This is a genomic window from Streptomyces sp. NPDC000075 (assembly GCF_040301925.1).
Lineage (GTDB): Bacteria > Actinomycetota > Actinomycetes > Streptomycetales > Streptomycetaceae > Streptomyces > Streptomyces polychromogenes.
This window is the reverse complement of the sequence record NZ_JBEPFL010000002.1, coordinates 241,199-259,620: the sequence shown is the minus strand read 5'-3', so window position 1 is coordinate 259,620 and position 18,422 is coordinate 241,199. Positions and strand designations below refer to the sequence as shown.

Sequence of the window (18,422 nt, the reverse complement as noted above, 5' to 3'; positions counted from 1 at the left end):
CTGCCCCAGAGCAGAGCGCCCGCCGAAGGCGTCCACGGCGGGCGCTCCGTCATGCCGCGCTTTGGGTGATGACGATCGGCAAGGTGTGCCCGGGGAGGTAGCGGGCTTCGGTCTGGTCGATGCGGACGCGGTAGCCGGCCGCTTCGAGCTTGGCGCGGTCCGCCTCGAACTCGGCCTGCCAGGCGAAGCTCCCATCACACTCCGGGTACGGTTCGGCGACCCAGACCCAGCCATCCGGGCCGCGGTAGCGATAGGCGTGATCCGCCCACAGCGGGGTCCGGTAGCCGCACGCCGCATAGTCCGCGACCTGCAAGACATCGAGGGCCTTGGCGGGGCCGCTGCGGGCCTGCCAGCCGCGCCGGAGCCCGGGGGCCTCGGGGGTGTTGGGGGGAAAAGGAAGACGGGGTGGTGCCGTCATGATCAGTTCTCCTTGTGCTTCGCGTCACGGACGCGGTTCTTGACGGTGCCGACGCTGATGTCGAAGGCGGTGGCGATGGAGGTGTACGCCTCGCCGGCCGCTGCGCGGCGCACGATTTCCGCGTCCTGCTTCGGCGATGTCGACGGCGTGCGGCCTCCCGATCCGGGAGCGGGGCCGCGACGTCGCGCAGGGACAGCGGCCGAGGGCGGCTCGGGGACGGCTTGGACCGGGCCCTGTTCGTCGTCGCGCCGCGGGGCCGTCGCCCCGGGGGCAGTGGCGGCCAGGGTGGCCTCGGGCGGAAAAGCAACGGGAGCCGTGGCGCGCTTGCGGCGGGTGTAGACGCGCGTCGAGGGCGTCGACAACAACTCCTCCGAAGGGAGCGAAGGGAGCGAAGAGCGCGAAGGGAGCGGCACACACGGGTCCGCCCCCTTCCGCGCTCCCTTCGCGACGGGGTCGGGGGGAACGTTGTTGTCCGGGGCGTCGGGGACAGGGTCGATCAGGTGCCACACCCATCCGCCGTCGAAGGCGCCTTGTGTCTTGCCGGACTTGATTCCTGCCCGACGCTTGGCCCGCTTGAGCTGGTCGACCGAGGCGCCGATGTTCTTCGCGGCTCGGGGGATGTCGTTGGACGGGATCTCGCGGTGCTCGCCGACGCCGTTGGCCAGGAAGTACTCGTGGAGGACGCCGGCCAGGTCGGCGACTTCCTCTCGCTCTTCGGCGGTCTGCCGCGCTGCGGTCAAGGCGTCGTCGGCGGACACCTCGGATTCGCCGTCGACCACGACCAGGCCCACGCTGACGGGAATGCCGTCGTCGGTGTCCACGAGCACCGATTCGAAGTGGTAAGCCGTGTCAGGGGCCTTCTGGGGCGCGTAGCTGTTCTTCTTCTGGCTGACGACGTAGGAGTTCTCCTCGACCTCGGCGAAGACGAAGCCGACGCGGGCGCAGTCGCTGTATGAGTGGGCGCCGGACATGCGGGCGGTGGCGTCCTCCCCGTGGCGGCGGTTGAGGTGCATGACGCTGATGAGCGAGGAGGAGGTGCGTTCCACTACGGGCTGGAAGGCGTCGAAGACGGTTCGGATCGCCTGCGGGTCGTTGTGCTTGATGTTGGGGCCGAGGCACGACATGACGGGATCGAGCAGGATGAAGACGATCTCGTTGACCGCGAGGAACTCTTCCAGCGACTCCGCGTCATAGGGGAACTGGGGCACAAGGTCGTCCCGCTCGGCGGTGCGCGTGGCGATCTTGAATACCCGCTCCAGGTCTGCGTTGGCGGCGATCAGGCGCGGCTTGACGATGTGCTCGTAGGAGTCCTCCGCGCAGAAGACCGCGCAGTTGCGGGGCGCGCCCTCGAATACGCCTGGGAGCGTGCCCCGGGTGAGGCGGGCAACAACGTGCTGGAGGAAATACGTCGTCTTGCCGATGCCGCCGGGGCCGGCCACGTACCCGGCCTCTCCGAGCGGGATGATCGGGTAACCGTTCTCCTCCCAGAGCCACGTCTTGCGCAGGGTGCGCAGCGTGCTGAACCGGACGCCGTAGACCTGGCGGAGCGCTCCGCCGTCCTTGTTGTTGTCGGTGCTTCCCGAAGGGAGCGCGGAAGGGCGTGCTTCCTTGTGTGGCGCCCCCTTCGCACCCTTCGCTCCCTTCGCTCCCTTCAGGGGCAGTACTTTTTGTGGGTCGGCGTCGTGCTTGCGAACTGGCCATGGGGCGACCTGCACGGTCAGGCCACCGTCGCGCATGAGCTCCTCGGCCGCGTCGTGGGTGGTGGTCATGCTGCCACCGCCCGCAGGGCCCGGTTCAGCTTGGTCTCCGCGTCCCAGACGGTCAGCCCGACCCGCTCGGCGGTCGATGCCAGTACGACCCGGAGGGCGCCCTCATCGGCTCCGTCGGCGACGGCCTCGGCGAAACGGCAGGCAGCCCACCACAAGCAGTTGTCGCGGTTGCCCTCGTGTTGCTCCAGGAGCTTGGCCACCACGCCGCGGATCCGCTCCCAGGTACAGCGCGACTCACCCGGCGCGCGCGGCTCGGGGGCGACGCGGAGGAGGTGCTCGATCCAGCCGGGCAGCGGCACGACCTCCGCGTCCCAGTCGACGGCCTCGTACACCGCGCCCGTTTCGTGGCGGGAGCCGGGGGCGATCACGTACCCGCCGTACTTCGAGGTTGTGGAGGCGCCGCCCCGGATGTCGAAGCCGCGGCCGGCGAGCAGTCCGAGCCCGTTACCCAGGGGCTGCTCAGGCTGGTGGAAGTAGTGGTGGAGGCCCTTGCGGGTGCGGACGGTAAAGGTCTGCGGCAGGCAGCGGCCACGGTCGGCGCACAGGTCGGCGAGGGCGGTTCCGGTGTCGTCGTCCAGGACCAGAAGGCCGGAGGGGCCGCAGGCGACCGCGATGTTGCGCGGGCTGGGATCGTACCAGCGTGCCGCCATCGCCGGGTCGTTGGTCGCCACCGCCGACCAGCGCACTGCGGGGTGCTTCCCTCGCTGGTGCCGCTTGCCCTTCTCGCGCTCGTCCCGGAGCTGGTCGGGATGGTGCGCACGCAGACAGGCCGGTGCGGCCAGGGCGGGGTGGTCTGCGGGGAAGAGGTGGAGTCCGAGGCGCTGGAGACGGCGTGCGGCCTCGCCCAAGCGATCGGATTCCCCGCTAAGCGCTTGCTTAGAAATTTCGGACATGAGTAACATCTCCCTATTGGATTGGTTGGTTTGTCAGTGGTTCCTAGGGGCCCCCGGGGTGGTGACCGGGGGCTTCGTCATGCAGCCGGCCGAAGGCGCGCCCGCGGCGGGCTCTTGTGCGGCAGCACCTGCCATTGCGCGCCGTGACGGTGCATCCGCTCGAAGCGCCCAACCGTCCACTCGCCCCGACGCAGGCCGCCGAGTTGGCGCAGCAGGTGGACGTGGTGCACGCGACGCAGGCCGTCCTCGACGACCTGGCCGTCATCGAGGTGGCGCACTCGCAGGTCCAGGCGCGGCCGGCGCTCGCTCGGCGCGAAGCCGAGTACTTGGAGTGCCACCAGCGGCCCCACGAAGGCGGTGGGCAGCATCAACGACACGTTGGCGCCGCCGGGCTGCGGCAGGACCCCAGGGCGGCGCGTGAGGGCAGCCACGGCCTGGGCCGGGGTCATGTCGCCGGGCAGACCGTACGGGTTCACCGGCTCGGCGGATACCGGCTCGGCGTGCGGCTGCTGGACAGTGGTGAGTGACACGAATTTGCTCCGATCTGCTGCCCCCTGACCAGGCCCGGCCGGGGGCAGTGGCATGTGAGGGGTCAGGCAGGGATGGGGGCGCGGACAGAGGTCCGCCGCTGCACCGTCAGCCCGAGGTCCGGCATCTCGCGGGCGAGCCAAGGTTCGCCGTCGAAGTCGTTGAGCGCGCGGAGGACCGGGTCGTCCGGATCGGGCTCGTAGAGTTCGGCCACGCCGAGGCCGAGGGCCTGGGCGAGAAGGCCGACCACGTAGTCGGGCGGGCTCACCCGGCCCACCTCGTAGGTGTAGATGGCGTTGCCCGACTTGCCGATGCGCTGGCCGAGCTGGGGCTGGGTCAGGCCGCGCAGGGTGCGGGCGGCGGTCAGCCGGCTAGGGACGAACGTGGGCATGGAGAACCTCCGATCCGGGTGTTTCGGATGAATCGGAGGAACCAAATCACAGGTGAATTTTAGGGTGTTAATACGTCATACCGATGGCGCAACGTGCTCGGCGACATCCCGGTACGAGGGGGCCGCGAGGGCAGTGGCCGGGCCAACAGTTCGACCTCTCACCGGTAAGGGGGAATCCACGGCGCGCCGATCCGCAGCACCCGACGGTGGGTGTTGGACTTTCCGGGTCCTAGGAGGACTCACGAGGGCCGCCGTTCGGCCCTCCCTGTTGCGTATTCAAGAAGGTGCACCGCGCTGGCCGGCCTGCTGGCGACGTGATGACCCACGCCCTTCTTCAATATCGAACAGAGATGAGTTCCCCATGCCGGTCCGCACCTCCACGCAGATCACGCCCGACCTCGACGCCGCCGACGCGATCTGTCGTCAGCGTGGGCTCTACGACCGGGTCTTTCCGCTACGGCCCGTCTTCGACCGCCAGGCCCTCAACGACGTCTACGCCGAGGGCCTTCTAACGGATGCAGACATGACGAGGATCATGCTGGAGATCACGCCACCAGCTCGTCCTCCTCGCCGTCCTTCGACCGCTTCGGCTTCAACAGCCCTCGCTTGATCACCGAGAGATACTGGGAGCGGGAGACGTTGTCCAGGTGGTCCGCAGCCACCGTGTCGGCTACGTCGTCGGGCAGTGCACCGGCGGCCAGGGCGAGCTTCTTAAGGTCCCCCAGGTGCACGAGGATGCCGGGGGTCTCGCCGTCCTCGCCGCGGCGCCAGATGACGATCCGGATCCCGCTCTTGTCCAGGAACTCGCGGCGCTCATCGTTGTCCATGCGGGCCCACTTCTGCCGCCAGGTCCGACCAGTCCTCTGGTACCAGGCGCGGGCCGGCCGCTGAGGAAGGGATTCGAGGCGGGCGATCTTCTTGGTCAGGCCCTCCAACACCGTCCAGTAGAACTTCTCCTTCTGGGGGCCGTCGTACTCTCCCTCGGCGTAGTCCTCGGACAGCTTCACCAGACGTTCCCGGGCCCGCTCCAGCTTCTCCGTGTGGGACTCGCCCTCCTCCCACATCCGGATGACCTCAGGCAGGTCGCCGACGGCCGTCATCATGGCGTCCTCGGCGAACTCCTCCAGGTAGTACTTCTTGCAGTTCGCCCGCTCCACGCAGTGGAAACCGTGCTTGGCGTTTCGGCACCGATAATCTTCGTAATGCGTAGCCGAGCCCAGCTTGGTCATGCTCGGGGGAAGGACCGTTGCCCGCTTCTTGCGGTGGAGGTACATCGCGCCTCCGCAGCCCTCGCACAACGACGCCCCGGAGTACGTCCCTTCGTCGGGCTTGCTGTCGGGGTCCGAGACGGCCACGCCTTTGCGGCTGGTGGCGTCCAGGACGGCCACCGTCTGCCGCCACTGCTCGTGGGTGAGGTGGGGGTACTCCGTGGCCATGCGGGGCTCGCCCAACTCGTCCATGACCAGCTCACCCCTGTAGGTCATGTAGCCGGCCATGGCGGGGTTGCGGAGGATCCTGTCGACGGTCTGATCGGTCCACTTCACGCCACGCGGGGGTGTAGCGGTGACCTCCTCGCCATCCCGCTCCTGCTTCCGCGCCTTGAGGGTGCGCTGGTAGTCGGTCCAGGACAGCACGCCCTTCTTGTTCATCTGCGCGGCCACCCACCGCCGGGACTTGCCTTCCTCGCGCACCCACTTCGCCATGCGCACGGCATGGCGGGCGTACCGCAGCTCGGGCATCAGGACGTAGTGCCCGCGCTGCTTGGCCAGAACGTAGCCCACGGGCGGGTTCCCCTTCGTCTGGAAGCCCTTCGACCGCAGCCACTCCGAGGTGTCCCTCACCCGCTCGCGGATCTTGTGCAGCTCCTTCGCGGCTTGCGTCGCCTTGATCGTGAGGATCATCCGGCAGTCCGGGTCACGCAGGTCGATAGTCGGGTCGTCCAGGATGATGAGTTGCTTGTTCCAGTCGAGCATGTGCCGCATGAAGGCGTTGAAGTGCAGGTCATCACGCGAGAGTCGGTCCTGGGTCGTGACGATCATGCAGTCCCAGCGTGACAGGCCCTCAGTGGTGAGCCATTGCGCCAGCTTCGGCCGGTCCGGGAAGTCGAGCGCGCCCGAAACCCCTTCGTCCCTGACGATCCCCGCAAGTGCACCCTTTCGGGCGATGACCTCGCGCTGCCCCGCCTCGACCTGGCGCGGGATCGATGTGCCGTCCTGCTTGTCCACGGAGCGGCGCGCGGCGATGAGATAGCGGGTCTGATCGGCGTAGGAGGTGGGCATGGGCCCGTACTGTACGGCCGCCAGCGCGACCTGACGGGCCGTCTCGATTAGTAAGACGTTTCTGCGTTGAAGGTGCCGAGAGCCGGCGTTGACTTGCGTGACGGGGTGTCGGTAGTGGAACGTGGCCCCTGCCCGGCGCCGTCGGGTGCAGTGGCTCCACATGCGAAAGACCCCGGCGGGAACCGGGGCCTCTCGATGCGACATCGGATGCCGCTGGATGACCGTCGCGGAGCGGGAACTCCAGAACGGTCGTAGGCCCTCACCACACGAGGACCCCTTCCGATGTCTGTAAAGACTCGGGGTGTCGCCCGCCGAAGCGGCGCGAACGCCCCCACTATGCCAGGCCGGTACGACAAAGTTCCAGGCGCTCTCGTCCTTCGGAAGCCAGCCGACGACCGGCGTCACCCCGGACGTGTACGATCCGGCACCCATGAGCACCTCGCGGTCCACCTCGACCCGCGGGCAGTCGGCTTCGAGCGGGGGAGAACTCCCTACGCTCCAGAGAGCCCTAGGCGCTGGTAGGGGTAGAGGACCTCCAGGGACTCCGCGGCGTCGCCGGTCACGATGAGGATCTTCACTGCCATGGGCTGCTCCAGGGGCGCTGTCGACGGCCGGGCGGGGCCGTCCGGGGCACCGCCTACCGTGCCCATGCCCGTCCGGTGGCAAACCCTTCGGCCACGCCCGTCCGACACGTGGTTTTAACCTGTTCGATACATGACAATGTGAGCCTCGCTCTGCCACCTGACACCCCGCCAACTGCCAGGGCGGGGGCGGTGCTTGTGGAGAGGTATCCCCCACGTCATGAGAATCTCCCGTACGGCCCCCTGGGCCGCCGGCCTCGCGGCCGCCGCGCTGTTCCTCATACCGGCCACCGCCACGGCCGGTCCGCAGCGGACGGCGGCGGCTCCCCGCGCCGCGGCCGCCGCGACGAGCGTCGACGACTACTACGCGCCCGCGGCGGGCAAGACCGGCGCCGCGCTGAAGACGGCGCTGCACGACATCATCAAGAACCAGTCCACGGTGACGTACGACGGCGTGTGGAACGCGCTGAAGGTCACCGACCAGGACCCCGCCAACCCCAACAACGTCATCCTGGTGTACTCGGGCCGCTCCCAGTCCAAGAACACCAACGGCGGCGGGGTCGACGACTGGAACCGCGAGCACGTCTGGGCCAAGAGCCACGGCGACTTCGGCACGGCCACCGGGCCGGGCACCGACCTGCACCACTTGCGTCCCGAGGACGTCACGGTCAACAGCACGCGCGGCAACAAGGACTTCGACATGGGCGGGAGCCCGGTCGCCGAGGCCCCCGGCAGCTACACCGACGCCGACTCCTTCGAGCCCCGGGACGCGGTCAAGGGCGACGTCGCGCGCATGCTGCTCTACATGGCCGTGCGCTACGAGGGCGGGGACGGCTTCCCGGACCTGGAGATGAACGACAAGGTCAACAACGGCACCGCCCCCCTCTTCGGCCGGATCAGCCTGCTGAAGCAGTGGAACCAGATGGACCCGCCGGACGCCTTCGAGAAGCGGCGCAACCAGGTCATCTTCGACACCTACCAGCACAACCGCAACCCGTTCATCGACCACCCGGAGTGGGTCAACTCCATCTGGTAGCGGGCCCGGCGGACCCGGCGGCTACTTGACGTAGATCTCGTTGAGGGTGTCGATGACCCCTTCCGCGTTCAGGTGGTAGCGGAAGGGCAGGCCCTTGTCCGGGTGGGTGTCCAGCCAGCCGGTCAGCTCACTGGTGGAAATGGGCTTGCCCATCACCTCCGAGGGGAGGATCGGCGCCGTCGCGGTGATCTTGGCGGTCTCCGAGATCGGGATGTACGTCCACGGGCCCGCCGGTTCGAAGCGCCCGGGGCAGCCGTACGTGCCGTGCTGGACGATGAGGCTGGTCATACCGCCCTCGGGCGTGTAGCGATGCACGGCGATCGTGTCGGGCGCGACCGGCATCCTGCCGTCGGGGCCGCAGGGCGTCCCGGAAGGCGGGGCCGGCGCGGGAGGTACCTTCCCCGGCGGGGTGGCGGTCGCCGGGGACTTGGGCGCCGCCCCGGTCTTCGAGGGGGCCGGCGCGGCGGCCGTGGCGGTGGCGGCGGGCGGGGGCGGTGCGGCCGCGCTGGGCTTCGCGTCCGGTGCGCCGGCCTGGTCGTCGCCGTTCTGACAGGCGCTCAGCGCCAGCATCCCGCACACCGCGAGGGCGACCATGGCCGCCTGCCCCCGTACCGCTCTCATGGTCTTCTCCCTCTGCGAGTTCCGCCGTCGCGCAGAACGTAGCCCCCGGGATCCGGCCGGGGCGACGGCCGGACGCGATTCGTCACCGGGCCGGGATCGGCTTGTTGCGGAGTACTGACCTCCGGCCCCGGGCGGCGGACGTCCGTGACCGCTCAGCGGTCCCGGCCGGTCAGGGGGCCAGGCGGCCGGCGAGGGCCTGGAACTCGGACCAGGGGGCCTGCGGCGGGCGGGGGTCCCAGAGCTTCTGGGAGAGGGCGGCCAGCGGCATCCGGATGCCGGCGGCCACCTGGGCCGGGGTCTGGGAGCCGGCCAGGTCGCACCAGACGGCGAGGCGGGCGCCGAGGATCTGCGCGTCGTACGAGGCGGGGACGGCGGCGGTGCCGCGCAGGACTAGCGGGGTCCACTGCTCGTAGATCCGCTTGCCGGTGGGGTAGGTGAACTGGTTGGGCTCGCCGAGGACGTAGTAGAGGTACTCGTCGTTGAGGTTGACCACCTTGCGGCCCGTGCTCAGGTACTCCGCCGGCGGACGGGCTCCGTTCTCCTTGCCGGTCCAGTACTCGGCCTGGATGTCCGGGGCCGCCTGTGCGACGCCCCCCTTGAAGATCCCGTCGTTCCACGCCTTGAGGGCCTTGCCCGACGGACGGACCACCGCAGCCCGGTCGTTGAGCCAGCCCGTGGCCAGGTCGCGCACCCGGGCCGTGGCCCCGTAGCGGGCCCGCGCGGCCTGCGCGAGCTGCGGGAAGGAGGCCTGCGGGTCGCTGACGACCAGGGCCTGGTACTCGTCGGCGCCCAGGTGCCAGGCACCGGCCGGGAACAGGGGCAGGAACTCGCGCAGCAGGTCGTCCACCAGCTTCGCGGACGCCGGGTTCGCTATGTCCACGGCGCCCTTGACGGCCCGGCCCGCCGCGTCGCGCAGTTGCAGCTCCGGGTGGGCGCGCAGGACGGCGCCGAGGTGTCCGGGCGAGTCGATCTCGGGGACGACCGCGATGTGCAGCCGGGCGGCGAGCGCGGTGATCCCGCGTACGTCGGCCTTGGTGAGGTGCGGGGTGGAGACGATCTCCGGGTGGGTGTCCGACTCGATCCGGAAGGCCTGGTCGTCGGAGAAGTGCAGGCCGAGCTGGTTGAGTTTGAGGTCGGCCATCTCGCGGAGCCGGTCCTCGATCCAGCCGGTGGTGAAGTTCTTGCGGGCGATGTCCAGGTTGAGTCCGCGCTGCGGTTTGGCCGGGGCGTCCTTCACCGTGCCCTCGGGGGCCGAACCGGCGCCGCGTATCTCCTGTTTGAGGGTGCGGGTGCCGTAGAAGACGCCCGCCTCGTCGGGGCCGGTGACGGTGACCCGGCCGCCCTGGACGGTGAGGGTGTAGGACTCGGGCGGCCCGGACCCCTTCGCCCCCAGGGCGAGGCTGACGTCGCCGGGCTGCGCCTGGTCCGACTCCGCGTACCCGAGGCCCAGTTCGCCGGCCAGCAGCCGCCCCTCGTCGGCGAGGGCCGCGCGGTCGGCGGGGGCCACCAGGACGCGGGCGCCGGGCGCGGGCTTCCAGCCGGGGCCCCGGGCGGGTACGTGCTCCCGTACGGCCGGGACGGTGCGCGGGGCGGCGGACAGCGGGTACGCGGAGGCCGTCCGCAGGTCCGGGGCGCTCGGGGTGGCCGGTGCGGGCGTGCCCGGCGGGGCGGTGGCGGTGGGGGCGGGGCCGTCGTCCTGGGCCCCGGCGGAGCACGCGGGCACGGCGAAGGAGACCAGGGCGGCGGCCGCTGCCGTCACGATGGTCCGTCCTGCGGCGGTCCTTCTCTTCGTCGTCCGCATGATGCACCGGTCCCCCGTACCAAGCTGGCACGGGGGACCGGCGTCCGCGACCCGGGGCGGAAGGGGTGGCTCCGGGCCGGGGCGGGTCAGGCAGCGGCGAGGGCCTCCAGGGCCGCCTCGCCGAACCCGTGGTCCTGCTCGGGGGCGCCGCCGCCGACGCCGACTGCGCCGATGAGGTGGCCGTCGCGGTGGACCGGGAGGCCGCCCGCGATGAACAGCAGCGGCCGGTCGAGGGCGGTGGGCAGCGAGTGGAAGGGGCCGCCGGGCAGGACGGCCTCGGTGAGGGCCGCGGTGGGCGCGTTCAGCTGGAGGGCGGTGTAGGCCTTGCGGGTGCTGGTCTCGCCGGAGATCAGGACGGCCCGGTCGTCGCGGCGGAAGGCCAGGAGGTGGCCGCCCGCGTCCAGGACGGTGACGCTGACCGCGACCCCGGCCGCCTCGGCGGCGCTGCGGGCCGCGCTGACGAGCAGCTCGGCGTCCTCGGTGGTCAGCGGGGAGAGGGCGGTACGGGTGGTGGTGCGGGACATGGGGTGCTCCTGTCGCGGTGGTGCGGTCGGTGGGGGGATCAGTGGTGGACGGGGGCGGGGCCCGGGGTCGCGGTGGGGGCCGCGGCCGCGACGACCCGGCTCCCGCCCTCGGCGCGGCGGCCCGTACGGCGCTCCAGGGCGCCGGAGACGAGGGCGAGGACCAGGGCGGAGGCGGCGAGGGCGGCGCCGACCCAGTTCGGGGCGGTCCAGCCGAGGCCGGCGCTGATGACCAGCCCGCCGAGCCAGGCGGCGAGGGCGTTGCCCAGGTTGAAGGCGCCGATGTTGACGGCGGAGGCCAGGGTGGGGGCGCCCTGGGCCTGGTCGAGGACCCGCTTCTGCAGCGGCGGGACGGTCGCGAAGCCGAGGGCGCCGATGAGGGCGACGGTGACGGCGGCGCCCGGCTTGCTGTGGGCCGTGACGGTGAAGGCGGCCAGGACCAGGGCCAGCGCGCCGAGCGACACGTACAGCATCGGCATCAGCGCCCGGTCGGCGAAGCGGCCCCCGACCAGGTTCCCGGCGACCATGCCCAGCCCGAAGAGGACGAGCAGCCAGGTCACGGAGGTGTCGGCGAAGCCGGCGACGTTCGTGAGCATCGGGGTGATGTAGGTGATCGCCGCGAAGACGCCGCCGAAGCCGAGGACGGTCATGGCCATGGCGAGCAGTACCTGGACGTTGCGGAAGGCGGCCAGTTCGTGGCGGATGCGCACGCCCTCGGGCCGGGGCGGTTCGGGGACCAGCCGGGCGATGCCGAGCAGGCCGGCCACGCCGAGCGCGGCCACGATCAGGAAGGTGACGCGCCAGCCGAGGTGCTGGCCGACGAGGGTGCCGAGCGGGACACCGACCACGTTGGCCACGGTCAGGCCGGTGAACATCATCGCGATGGCGCCGGCCTTGCGCTCGGGCGCCACGAGTCCGGCGGCGACGACCGCCCCGATCCCGAAGAAGGCGCCGTGGGCGAGGGAGGCGACGACCCGGCCGGCCAGCATCACCCCGAAGGACGGGGCGAGCGCGGAGACCACGTTGCCGACGACGAACAGGCCCATGAGCAGCATCAGCATCCGCTTGCGGGGGACACGGGTGCCGAGGACGGTCATCACGGGGGCGCCGAGGACGACGCCGAGGGCGTAGCCGGTGACCAGGAGGCCTGCGGTCGGGATCGAGACGCCGTATCCGGCGGCGACCTCGGGCAGCAGGCCCATGATCACGAACTCGGTGGTGCCGATCCCGAAGGCCCCGATGGCGAGGGCGAGGAGCGCGAGAGGCATGAGCGTGCGGCCCTTCAGGGTGGGGGGAGGTCAGTGCGGACGAAGCGGCGGGAAGATTGCGCCAGCCGTTTACAGTCGTCCACATTAATTGCAGACGCCGGATATTTGCAAGCGCGGGCTATTGCGCATGTCCCCTATCCTGGGTGGTACGCGCACGCGCACGCCCCGGGCGTACGCCCTGACGACGGAGGAGCCCATGACGGCCACGGACAGCGCCCCGACCCCCCTCGCCCAGGGCTGGTGCGCCCTCTCCCTCCTCCACGGCCGCATCGAGGCGCACCTGGAGCGGGCCCTGCAGGCGGGGCACGGGCTGAGCGTGCGCGAGTACTCCCTGCTGGACGTCCTCAGCCGCCAGCACGACGGGCCCGGCGGGCACCTGCGGATGCACCAGGTCGCGGAGTCGGTGGTGCTCAGCCAGAGCGCGACGACCCGCCTGGTCAGCCGGCTGGAGGACCGGGGCCTGCTGAACCGCTACCTCTGCGACACGGACCGGCGCGGCATCTACACCGACGTCAGCCAGGCGGGCCTCGACCTCCTGGCCCGCGCCCGCCCCACCAACGCGACCGCCCTGCGCGAGGCCCTGGACGAGGCGGCCGCCCGCCCGGAACTGGCCCCCCTGGTCACGGCGGTCGAGAACCTGCGCGCGTAGGCCCCGGCCGGGAAGACGGCCGGGGGCCCGGGCGCCCCTCAGGGCTTGGGTGAAGAGGGGACCGCCGTCACCGGCGGCAGCCCCGCCCCCGAGCCCGCGGAGGGTACGGCCGAGCCCTGGGCCGGGGCGTGCGTGGACGGGGGCGCGGACGCCGGACGGGACGGGCGCGCCGAGGAGCCGGGCGGGGTCGGCACGGGGGTGGCCCGGGGGCCCGGGCTCTGCGAGGGCGGCTCCGAGGGGACCGCCGAAGGCGCCGGGCTCACCGACGGGCTCGGGCTCGGCAGCGGGGTGAGCTCCGGCGGCGCGGCGGGCGGGACCGGGCGGGACGGGACCTCGTCGGGGCCCAGCAGCAGGTAGCCGGCCAGGGCCGCCGCCGCGAGGCCGGACAAGCCCGCGAAGGCCCAGGCGGGGCGGCGCAGCCGGACCCGGGTGGCCTTGAGGTGCGGGCCCGGCGGGTCGGCCGGGCGCAGCGAGACCACGGTGACCTGCGCGGCCCTGGCCTCCATGGCCTGCCGCAGCCGGCGCTCCACGGGGCGTTCGCCGCTCATACCCGTCCCTCCAGGATCCGTTCCAGCGCGTCCAGGGCGCGGCTGGCGTTCGACTTCACCGAGCCCCGGCTGATGCCCAGGGTCTCGGCTATCTCCGCTTCGCTCAGGTCCGCCCAGTACCGGAGCACCAGCACCTGGCGGCGGCGCGGGGTCAGCCGGCCCAGCGCCGCCAGGACCTCGCGGTGTGCCTCGTCCAGGACGACGGACGCCTCGGCGGAGGGTACGTCGGCCGTGACGGGCGGGATCCACGCGCGGGCCGTGCGGCGCCGACGCAGCACGGAGCGGGCGGTGTTCACGACGGAGGTGCGCAGGTAGCCCAGCGCGTTGTCCACCTCCGTGATCCGCTCCCCGTAGCGGCGGTAGAGGGCGGTGAACGCGTCCTGGACCACGTCCTCGGCGGTGCCCGGGTCGTCGACGAGGAGCACGGCGAGGCGGACCATGGACAGCCGGTGCGCGTGGTACAGCTCGCTGACGGTCGGCACGGGGTCGCCGGCGGCGGGACCGGGCGTCCCGTAGGTGTACGGGTGGGGGTGCGCGCCGGGGCCGGCCGGCGGGGCGGGGGTTTCGCGGCGGGTCAGCCACCACCACAAGCCCCGCCACGCCCGGGGGGAAGCGGGCGCGGCGGGGCCGGCGGTCGGTACGAGTGCGAGCACTGGTGTCCTCAGTTGCCTGCGCGGCGCCGCACGGTGTAAAGGGCTCCCGCGCCCACGGCGACGAGCCCGGCCGCTCCGGCGCCGAGGGCGACGGTCGTCGCCGAGGAGCCAGTATGCGCGAGCTCGGACCCCTCGCCGGAACCGGGCGCCGCGGACGGCACGGCGGACGGGGCCGCGGACGGAACGGCGGACGGCTGCCCGCTGCCGGGGTGGCTGACGGACGGGCTCGGCGCCGTCGGCGGCAGGGAGGGGACGGCCGAGGGCTGCCCGCTGCCCGGGTGGGTCGGGACCGGGCTCGGCTTGGCGCTGCCGCCGGGCTGCGAGGGAACCGGGTGCGGCGCCGCCGAGGCGGAGGGCGGCGCCGGAGTGGCGGAAGCCCCCTGCGCGGCGAAGGCCGGCCCGCCGAGGGCGACGGCCGCCCCGGCGGCGGCAGCGACGACGGCCGCCCGGCGGGCGGACTGGGGTACGCGCTTCAGGTTCTTCACGGTGCATCTCCACGATCGGTCCGAGGGCTCGGAACTTCGCCCTTCACCCCCGCACGACGTGCGAGTGCGCGATCGGTTGCCGCCGTTCCCGGAAAATTTTCCGCGCCCTCTTCGCCCTGCCGCCCTCAGGGGCGCGGCGGCGGCCAGGGGACCTCGGCCAGCAGCGGGAGCAGGGTCTCCTCCTCGTGGTCGAGGTGGGCCGTCAGCTCGGCCGTCATCCTGGCCAGTTCGGCGCGGAACCGTTCGGGTTCGGCGATCCGCACGCCCTCCAGGAGGGAGACGAGCTCGTCCTGGATCCGGGCGACGGTGCGGTGTTCCTCGCGCAGCCGCTCGAACGTGCCCGCCAGGTGGGGGTGGTGGACGGCGATGCCGGGGAAGAGGTGCTCGTCCTCGCTCGTGTGGTGGAAGGCGAGGGCCTGGCAGAAGGCCAGGCAGCGCTGGCGGATCTGGAGCCCGAGTCCGGGTTCGGGCGGCCGGCCCGGTCCGGTGTGGGCGGCCCGGGCGGCGAAGTGGGCCTCGGTCTCGGCGCGGACGTGGCCGAGCTGGGCCCGCAGCCAGGTGTGGACCTCCAGGAGTTTGCCGGCCAGGGTGCGGACCTCGCCGGGGGCCCGCCACCCGTCGGGGGCGGCGGACTCCAGGACGACGACGGGCAGCGGGCGTTCGGTGCGGGCCTGGTAGTCGGCGTACCCGGGGGCGGTGCGCAGGACCCGCGCGAAGAGCTCCTCGCGGCGGGCTCCCTCGGCGGGGACGGCGAGGGCCTCGAAGGCGTCGGCGCCGAGTTCCACCCGTACCTGGGGGTGGGCGAGGAGGTTGTGGTACCAGGCGGGGTGGCGGGGGGCGCCGAGGTCGGAGCCGACCACGAGGAGGGCGCCCTCGTGGCGTACGTAGCCGAGCGGTGTGGTGTGCGGGGCGCCGGACCGGGCGCCGGTGGTGGTCAGCAGGAGCAGGTCGGCGCCTTCGAAGGGGCCGCCGACTTCGCCCCGGCGGGCACGGAACTCCTCGATGACGGACTGGTTGAAGGAAGGGGGCGTGGGCACGCGTGTGTCTCCGGACGGGACGGGCCACGCCGGCGGCGCCCGGACGGCCCGCCAGGGGGCGGGGGCCGGCGCGGCGGGGCGTGGCGCGGGGATGCGCGGGTGCGCGGGGAAGGGGGGCGCCCCGGCCTGGGGCCGGAGCGCGGCGCGGCAGCCGGACGTGCGGCTGCGCTGCGTCAACTGCGGGGTGTGGAAGGCCTGTTCATGGCGGTCCCCTGATGTGAAGGGTGTTCGCCCGTCCGCCGGCCGGCCCACTGCTCTTTGGCCGGCGTCACGCGACACCGCTCGCCATTAGACGCGTCCGGCGGGGCGATGTCAACGCCGTTGATCTTGAGCGGTCGCGTGGGGGGCCGGGTGAGGGCCCCTTGATGGGGCCGCCACCGTGGATCACAATCCGCAGATGCCGACGCCGCCGTGCACTCCCCCGAGCCCGCCCGCGGGCCGACGGCCCCCGTACAGCAGCTGGATGCGGTACTTCTCCCCCGCCCCGGTGCACCGCCGGCTCGGCCTGGTCTGCCTGGGTGTGGGCGTGCAGCAGGGGGCGCTGCCGGTCGTCGGGCCCCGGGTCCTCGGCCATCACGTGGCGGTCGTGGTCACGCGGGGCCGCGGCTGGTTCGCCGGCGCCGGGCGTCCGCCGCAGCCGGTGGCGGCGCCCGCCCTGCTGTGGCTGGTTCCGGGGGTGGAGCACCACTACGGCCCCGACGCGGACGGAGGCGGCTGGGACGAATGCTTCGTCGACTTCACGGGCGCCGCCGTCGGCGCGTACACCGACCTCGGCTACATCACCCCGGACCGTCCGGTGGTGCCGCTGAGCGGGACCACCGGGGTGCAGCACGTGGTGGACGGGATCGTCCGGGCCGCCCGGCGCGGCGGGCCGCTGCTGGAGGTGGAGGCCGCCGCGCAGGTGCACGCCCTGCTGGTGGCGCTGCGCTACGCCCGGGCGGAGGTGTCCCGGCACGGGGACGCGGTGGTGGACGCGCTGGCCCGCGACGCGCTGCTGCCGATCCCGGTGGCCGAGCACGCGGCGCGGCTCGGCATCCCCCTGCCGGAGCTGCGCGGGGCGGTGCGCCGCAGCACCGGCGAGGGCGTCAAGGAGTACCTCCTCGGGATCCGGCTGAGCCGGGCCAAGGAGCTGCTGGCCCGGACCGACCTGCCGGTCGCGGGGATAGCCCGCCGGGTGGGGTACGAGGACCCGGCCTACTTCAGCCGGCTCTTCAGCCGCCGGGTGGGCATGGCCCCCGTACGGTTCCGGGCGCAGCAGTCGGTGCGGGCCCCGGCCGGGTACGCCGGCGGGGCCTCAGGCCACGGGGCGCCGGGCGTAGCAGAAGAAGTGCTCCTCCGGGTCGGCGAGCCCGCCGGCCGGGCGGAACGGGGCGCTCTCGTGGTGCAGGACCTCCAGCCCGGCGGCCTCGATCCGGTGCAGGTACTGCTCGGCGGAGAGGCTGCTGACGGTGACGGGGTGGCCCATGAACTCGATGTCGAGGGCGTCGATGTCGCCGGGGACGGTGGCGACGAGGAGGTAGCCGCCGGGGGCGGTCCAGGAGGCCATCCGCTCCAGTGAGCCCGCGATCTCCGCCTGGTCCATCATCAGCAGCGGGAAGAAGGCGCAGACGGCGTCGTAGCCCCCGGGTCCGGGCGGGGTGTAGCCGCGGACGTCGGCCTGTTCGAAGCGGGCTCCGGGGACCCGGGCGCGGGCGAGGGCCACCATCTCGGCGGAGACGTCGATGCCGGTGACGGCGCAGCCCGCGCGGGCCAGGGTCTCGGCGGTGGGGCGGCCGGTGCCGCTGCCGACGTCGAGGACGCGGGCGCCCCGGGGCAGCCGTTCCGTGAGCCACTCCAGCGCCTTCCGCTGGGCCGGGATGGTGCCGAACGCCTCCTCGTAGCGCCCCGCGAGGGCGTCGAACACCTCTGCGGCGGTCCTGCGACCGGTCATCGTGCGGCCTGCCTCTCCTCGTCGTGCCCGTACCGTTCCCGCGTACGGACTCCTCAGCGCAGGATGCCCGCCGCACGGGCCGTCCGTGCCCGCGACCGCCGAACCGGCGTCAGCCGGTGACCGCCTCCCGGACCGCCGTCAGGAAGGCGGCCGTTCCCGGGTGCGTGGCGTGGCGCGGGTAGGACACGTAGACGGTGGCGGGCGGGGCGTCGGAGACGGGGAGGAAGCGGACGCCCGGGTGGGCGTGGCTCTCGGCGGTGCCGGCCGCGGCGAGGCCGAAGGCGCCACCGGTGGCGATCAGGTTGAGCCACTCGTCGACGTTGCCGACCTCCACCGTCCGGGCGGGGCGCTCCCCGGGCGGCCACAGCTCCGGCGAGGCGGTGCCCGCCTCGGGCCACACGGCCAGCGGCAGCGCGGGGGCGGCGGTGAGTTCCGCGAGCCGGACCCGGTCCCGGCCGGCGAGCGGGTGGTCGTCGGGCAGGGCGGCGACGCGGTCCTCCGTGTAGAGGGCCTCGCTGCGCAGGCGCGGGTCGTCGGGGAGGGTGCGCAGGACGGCGACGTCGGCGTCCCCGGTGGCGAGGCCGGCGGTGGCGTTGTCCCGCCGGACCACGTCGAGCGGGGTGGCGGGGTGGGTACGGCGCCAGGAGCGCAGCAGCGGTACGGTCTGCTGCCCGAGGACGGCGCAGGTGTAGCCGAGGCGCAGCGGGCGGGAGACGTCCCGGGTGTCGGCGAGGGCGGCCTCCAGGTGGGAGAGGATGGCCCGGCCGTGCCCGAGCAGGGTGGTGCCCGCGCCGGTGAGGGCCAGGTGCCGGGAGGAGCGGTCCACCAGCCGGACGCCGACGCGGGCCTCCAGCTGGGCCAGGGTCCGGGAGAGGGCGGGCTGGGTCATGTGCAGGCGGGCGGCCGCGGCGGTGATCGTGCCGGCCTCGGCCACCGCGTCCAGCGCCCGCAGGTGCCGCAGTTCCACATCATCCATGCCTGGGGAGCATAGTCGCCGCCCAGACGGCATTTCCG

Annotated in this window: 18 protein-coding genes and 2 pseudogenes; 3 read left to right on the top strand and 17 right to left on the bottom strand. The window is 72.8% G+C overall.

Annotated elements, in window-relative coordinates; translation table 11 throughout:
- Nucleotides 1-49: 49 nt before the first annotated feature.
- The 7 genes and pseudogenes from ABT403_RS03300 to ABT403_RS03270 all read right to left on the bottom strand — a co-directional run.
- Nucleotides 50-418 (bottom strand): hypothetical protein, encoded by a 369-nt coding sequence (locus tag ABT403_RS03300; protein WP_344157594.1) that lies wholly within the window; start codon nucleotides 416-418, stop codon nucleotides 50-52.
- A 2-nt stretch (nucleotides 419-420) separates the two neighbouring features.
- Nucleotides 421-2,187 (bottom strand): AAA family ATPase, encoded by a 1,767-nt coding sequence (locus ABT403_RS03295; RefSeq protein ID WP_344157591.1) that lies wholly within the window; start codon nucleotides 2,185-2,187, stop codon nucleotides 421-423.
- Nucleotides 2,184-3,035 carry a bifunctional DNA primase/polymerase gene (locus ABT403_RS03290; protein WP_344157588.1) on the bottom strand — a complete coding sequence of 284 codons (852 nt, stop codon included), beginning with the start codon at nucleotides 3,033-3,035 and terminating at the stop codon, nucleotides 2,184-2,186. Before ABT403_RS03290 ends, ABT403_RS03295 begins: the two co-directional genes overlap by 4 nt.
- A 122-nt stretch (nucleotides 3,036-3,157) precedes the next feature.
- Nucleotides 3,158-3,610 carry a hypothetical protein gene (locus ABT403_RS03285; RefSeq protein ID WP_344157585.1) on the bottom strand — a complete coding sequence of 151 codons (453 nt, stop codon included), beginning with the start codon at nucleotides 3,608-3,610 and terminating at the stop codon, nucleotides 3,158-3,160.
- Nucleotides 3,611-3,672: 62 nt separating this feature from the next.
- Nucleotides 3,673-3,999 (bottom strand): helix-turn-helix transcriptional regulator, encoded by a 327-nt coding sequence (locus ABT403_RS03280; protein ID WP_344157582.1) that lies wholly within the window; start codon nucleotides 3,997-3,999, stop codon nucleotides 3,673-3,675.
- A 545-nt stretch (nucleotides 4,000-4,544) separates the two neighbouring features.
- Complete coding sequence (locus ABT403_RS03275) at nucleotides 4,545-6,278, bottom strand: recombinase family protein (protein ID WP_344157580.1); 1,734 nt, start codon at nucleotides 6,276-6,278, stop codon at nucleotides 4,545-4,547.
- A gap of 497 nt (nucleotides 6,279-6,775) precedes the next feature.
- Nucleotides 6,776-6,862 (bottom strand): annotated as a pseudogene (locus ABT403_RS03270) (peptidase); the annotation flags it as partial.
- 217 nt (nucleotides 6,863-7,079) lie between these two features.
- On the opposite strand from ABT403_RS03270, the gene ABT403_RS03265 reads away from it, so the two are divergent.
- Entirely contained in the window at nucleotides 7,080-7,895 is an 816-nt protein-coding gene (locus ABT403_RS03265) for an endonuclease I family protein (protein WP_344157577.1), read from the top strand.
- A gap of 21 nt (nucleotides 7,896-7,916) precedes the next feature.
- On the opposite strand, the gene ABT403_RS03260 is transcribed toward ABT403_RS03265, so the two are convergent.
- From ABT403_RS03260 to ABT403_RS03245, 4 genes are all read right to left on the bottom strand, one after another.
- Nucleotides 7,917-8,516 carry a hypothetical protein gene (locus ABT403_RS03260; protein WP_344157574.1) on the bottom strand — a complete coding sequence of 200 codons (600 nt, stop codon included), beginning with the start codon at nucleotides 8,514-8,516 and terminating at the stop codon, nucleotides 7,917-7,919.
- Nucleotides 8,517-8,685: 169 nt separating this feature from the next.
- The gene (locus ABT403_RS03255) at nucleotides 8,686-10,317 is read right to left on the bottom strand and encodes a beta-N-acetylhexosaminidase (RefSeq protein WP_344157571.1); all 1,632 of its coding nucleotides are present in this window, start codon (nucleotides 10,315-10,317) and stop codon (nucleotides 8,686-8,688) included.
- Between the two features lie 86 nt (nucleotides 10,318-10,403).
- Nucleotides 10,404-10,841, bottom strand: coding sequence for a GlcG/HbpS family heme-binding protein (locus ABT403_RS03250; protein ID WP_344157568.1), 438 nt, complete (start codon nucleotides 10,839-10,841; stop codon nucleotides 10,404-10,406).
- A 38-nt stretch (nucleotides 10,842-10,879) separates the two neighbouring features.
- Nucleotides 10,880-12,106, bottom strand: a complete 1,227-nt coding sequence (locus ABT403_RS03245) for an MFS transporter (RefSeq protein WP_344157565.1) — start codon at nucleotides 12,104-12,106, stop codon at nucleotides 10,880-10,882.
- Nucleotides 12,107-12,302: 196 nt separating this feature from the next.
- Here ABT403_RS03245 and ABT403_RS03240 point away from each other — a divergent pair, with 196 nt between their 5' ends.
- Nucleotides 12,303-12,755, top strand: a complete 453-nt coding sequence (locus tag ABT403_RS03240; protein WP_344157562.1) for a MarR family winged helix-turn-helix transcriptional regulator — start codon at nucleotides 12,303-12,305, stop codon at nucleotides 12,753-12,755.
- Nucleotides 12,756-12,793: 38 nt separating this feature from the next.
- Here ABT403_RS03240 and ABT403_RS03235 read toward each other — a convergent pair whose 3' ends face one another.
- The 4 genes from ABT403_RS03235 to ABT403_RS03220 all read right to left on the bottom strand — a co-directional run bounded on the left by ABT403_RS03235 (nucleotide 12,794) and on the right by ABT403_RS03220 (nucleotide 15,478).
- A complete protein-coding gene (locus ABT403_RS03235) occupies nucleotides 12,794-13,303 on the bottom strand; it encodes a hypothetical protein (protein ID WP_344157559.1) in 510 nt (169 codons plus the stop codon).
- Nucleotides 13,300-13,956 (bottom strand): RNA polymerase sigma factor, encoded by a 657-nt coding sequence (locus tag ABT403_RS03230; protein ID WP_425580169.1) that lies wholly within the window; start codon nucleotides 13,954-13,956, stop codon nucleotides 13,300-13,302. Before ABT403_RS03230 ends, ABT403_RS03235 begins: the two co-directional genes overlap by 4 nt.
- A gap of 8 nt (nucleotides 13,957-13,964) precedes the next feature.
- Nucleotides 13,965-14,441 (bottom strand): LAETG motif-containing sortase-dependent surface protein, encoded by a 477-nt coding sequence (locus ABT403_RS03225; RefSeq protein WP_344157556.1) that lies wholly within the window; start codon nucleotides 14,439-14,441, stop codon nucleotides 13,965-13,967.
- Nucleotides 14,442-14,566: 125 nt separating this feature from the next.
- A complete protein-coding gene (locus ABT403_RS03220; protein ID WP_344157553.1) occupies nucleotides 14,567-15,478 on the bottom strand; it encodes a nitroreductase/quinone reductase family protein in 912 nt (303 codons plus the stop codon).
- Between the two features lie 463 nt (nucleotides 15,479-15,941).
- On the opposite strand from ABT403_RS03220, the pseudogene ABT403_RS03215 reads away from it, so the two are divergent.
- Nucleotides 15,942-16,763 (top strand): annotated as a pseudogene (locus tag ABT403_RS03215) (helix-turn-helix domain-containing protein); the annotation flags it as partial.
- 9 nt (nucleotides 16,764-16,772) lie between these two features.
- On the opposite strand, the gene ABT403_RS03210 reads toward ABT403_RS03215, so the two are convergent.
- Complete coding sequence (locus ABT403_RS03210; protein WP_344157550.1) at nucleotides 16,773-17,408, bottom strand: class I SAM-dependent methyltransferase; 636 nt, start codon at nucleotides 17,406-17,408, stop codon at nucleotides 16,773-16,775.
- A 109-nt stretch (nucleotides 17,409-17,517) separates the two neighbouring features.
- Nucleotides 17,518-18,384: a LysR family transcriptional regulator gene (locus ABT403_RS03205; RefSeq protein ID WP_344157547.1), complete on the bottom strand. Its 867-nt coding sequence runs from the start codon at nucleotides 18,382-18,384 to the stop codon at nucleotides 17,518-17,520.
- Nucleotides 18,385-18,422 lie beyond the last annotated feature (38 nt).

Bases quoted from the DNA above. Each gene is read 5' to 3' on its own strand.
- ABT403_RS03245 (WP_344157565.1), bottom strand. From the start codon at position 12,106: ATGCCTCTCGCGCTCCTCGCCCTCGCCATCGGGGCCTTCGGGATCGGC.
- ABT403_RS03205 (WP_344157547.1), bottom strand. From the start codon at position 18,384: ATGGATGATGTGGAACTGCGGCACCTGCGGGCGCTGGACGCGGTGGCC.
- ABT403_RS03280 (WP_344157582.1), bottom strand. From the start codon at position 3,999: ATGCCCACGTTCGTCCCTAGCCGGCTGACCGCCGCCCGCACCCTGCGC.
- ABT403_RS03210 (WP_344157550.1), bottom strand. From the start codon at position 17,408: ATGACCGGTCGCAGGACCGCCGCAGAGGTGTTCGACGCCCTCGCGGGG.
- ABT403_RS03250 (WP_344157568.1), bottom strand. From the start codon at position 10,841: ATGTCCCGCACCACCACCCGTACCGCCCTCTCCCCGCTGACCACCGAG.
- ABT403_RS03235 (WP_344157559.1), bottom strand. From the start codon at position 13,303: ATGAGCGGCGAACGCCCCGTGGAGCGCCGGCTGCGGCAGGCCATGGAG.
- ABT403_RS03275 (WP_344157580.1), bottom strand. From the start codon at position 6,278: ATGCCCACCTCCTACGCCGATCAGACCCGCTATCTCATCGCCGCGCGC.
- ABT403_RS03300 (WP_344157594.1), bottom strand. From the start codon at position 418: ATGACGGCACCACCCCGTCTTCCTTTTCCCCCCAACACCCCCGAGGCC.
- ABT403_RS03255 (WP_344157571.1), bottom strand. From the start codon at position 10,317: ATGCGGACGACGAAGAGAAGGACCGCCGCAGGACGGACCATCGTGACG.
- ABT403_RS03265 (WP_344157577.1), top strand. From the start codon at position 7,080: ATGAGAATCTCCCGTACGGCCCCCTGGGCCGCCGGCCTCGCGGCCGCC.
- ABT403_RS03240 (WP_344157562.1), top strand. From the start codon at position 12,303: ATGACGGCCACGGACAGCGCCCCGACCCCCCTCGCCCAGGGCTGGTGC.
- ABT403_RS03260 (WP_344157574.1), bottom strand. From the start codon at position 8,516: ATGAGAGCGGTACGGGGGCAGGCGGCCATGGTCGCCCTCGCGGTGTGC.
- ABT403_RS03295 (WP_344157591.1), bottom strand. From the start codon at position 2,187: ATGACCACCACCCACGACGCGGCCGAGGAGCTCATGCGCGACGGTGGC.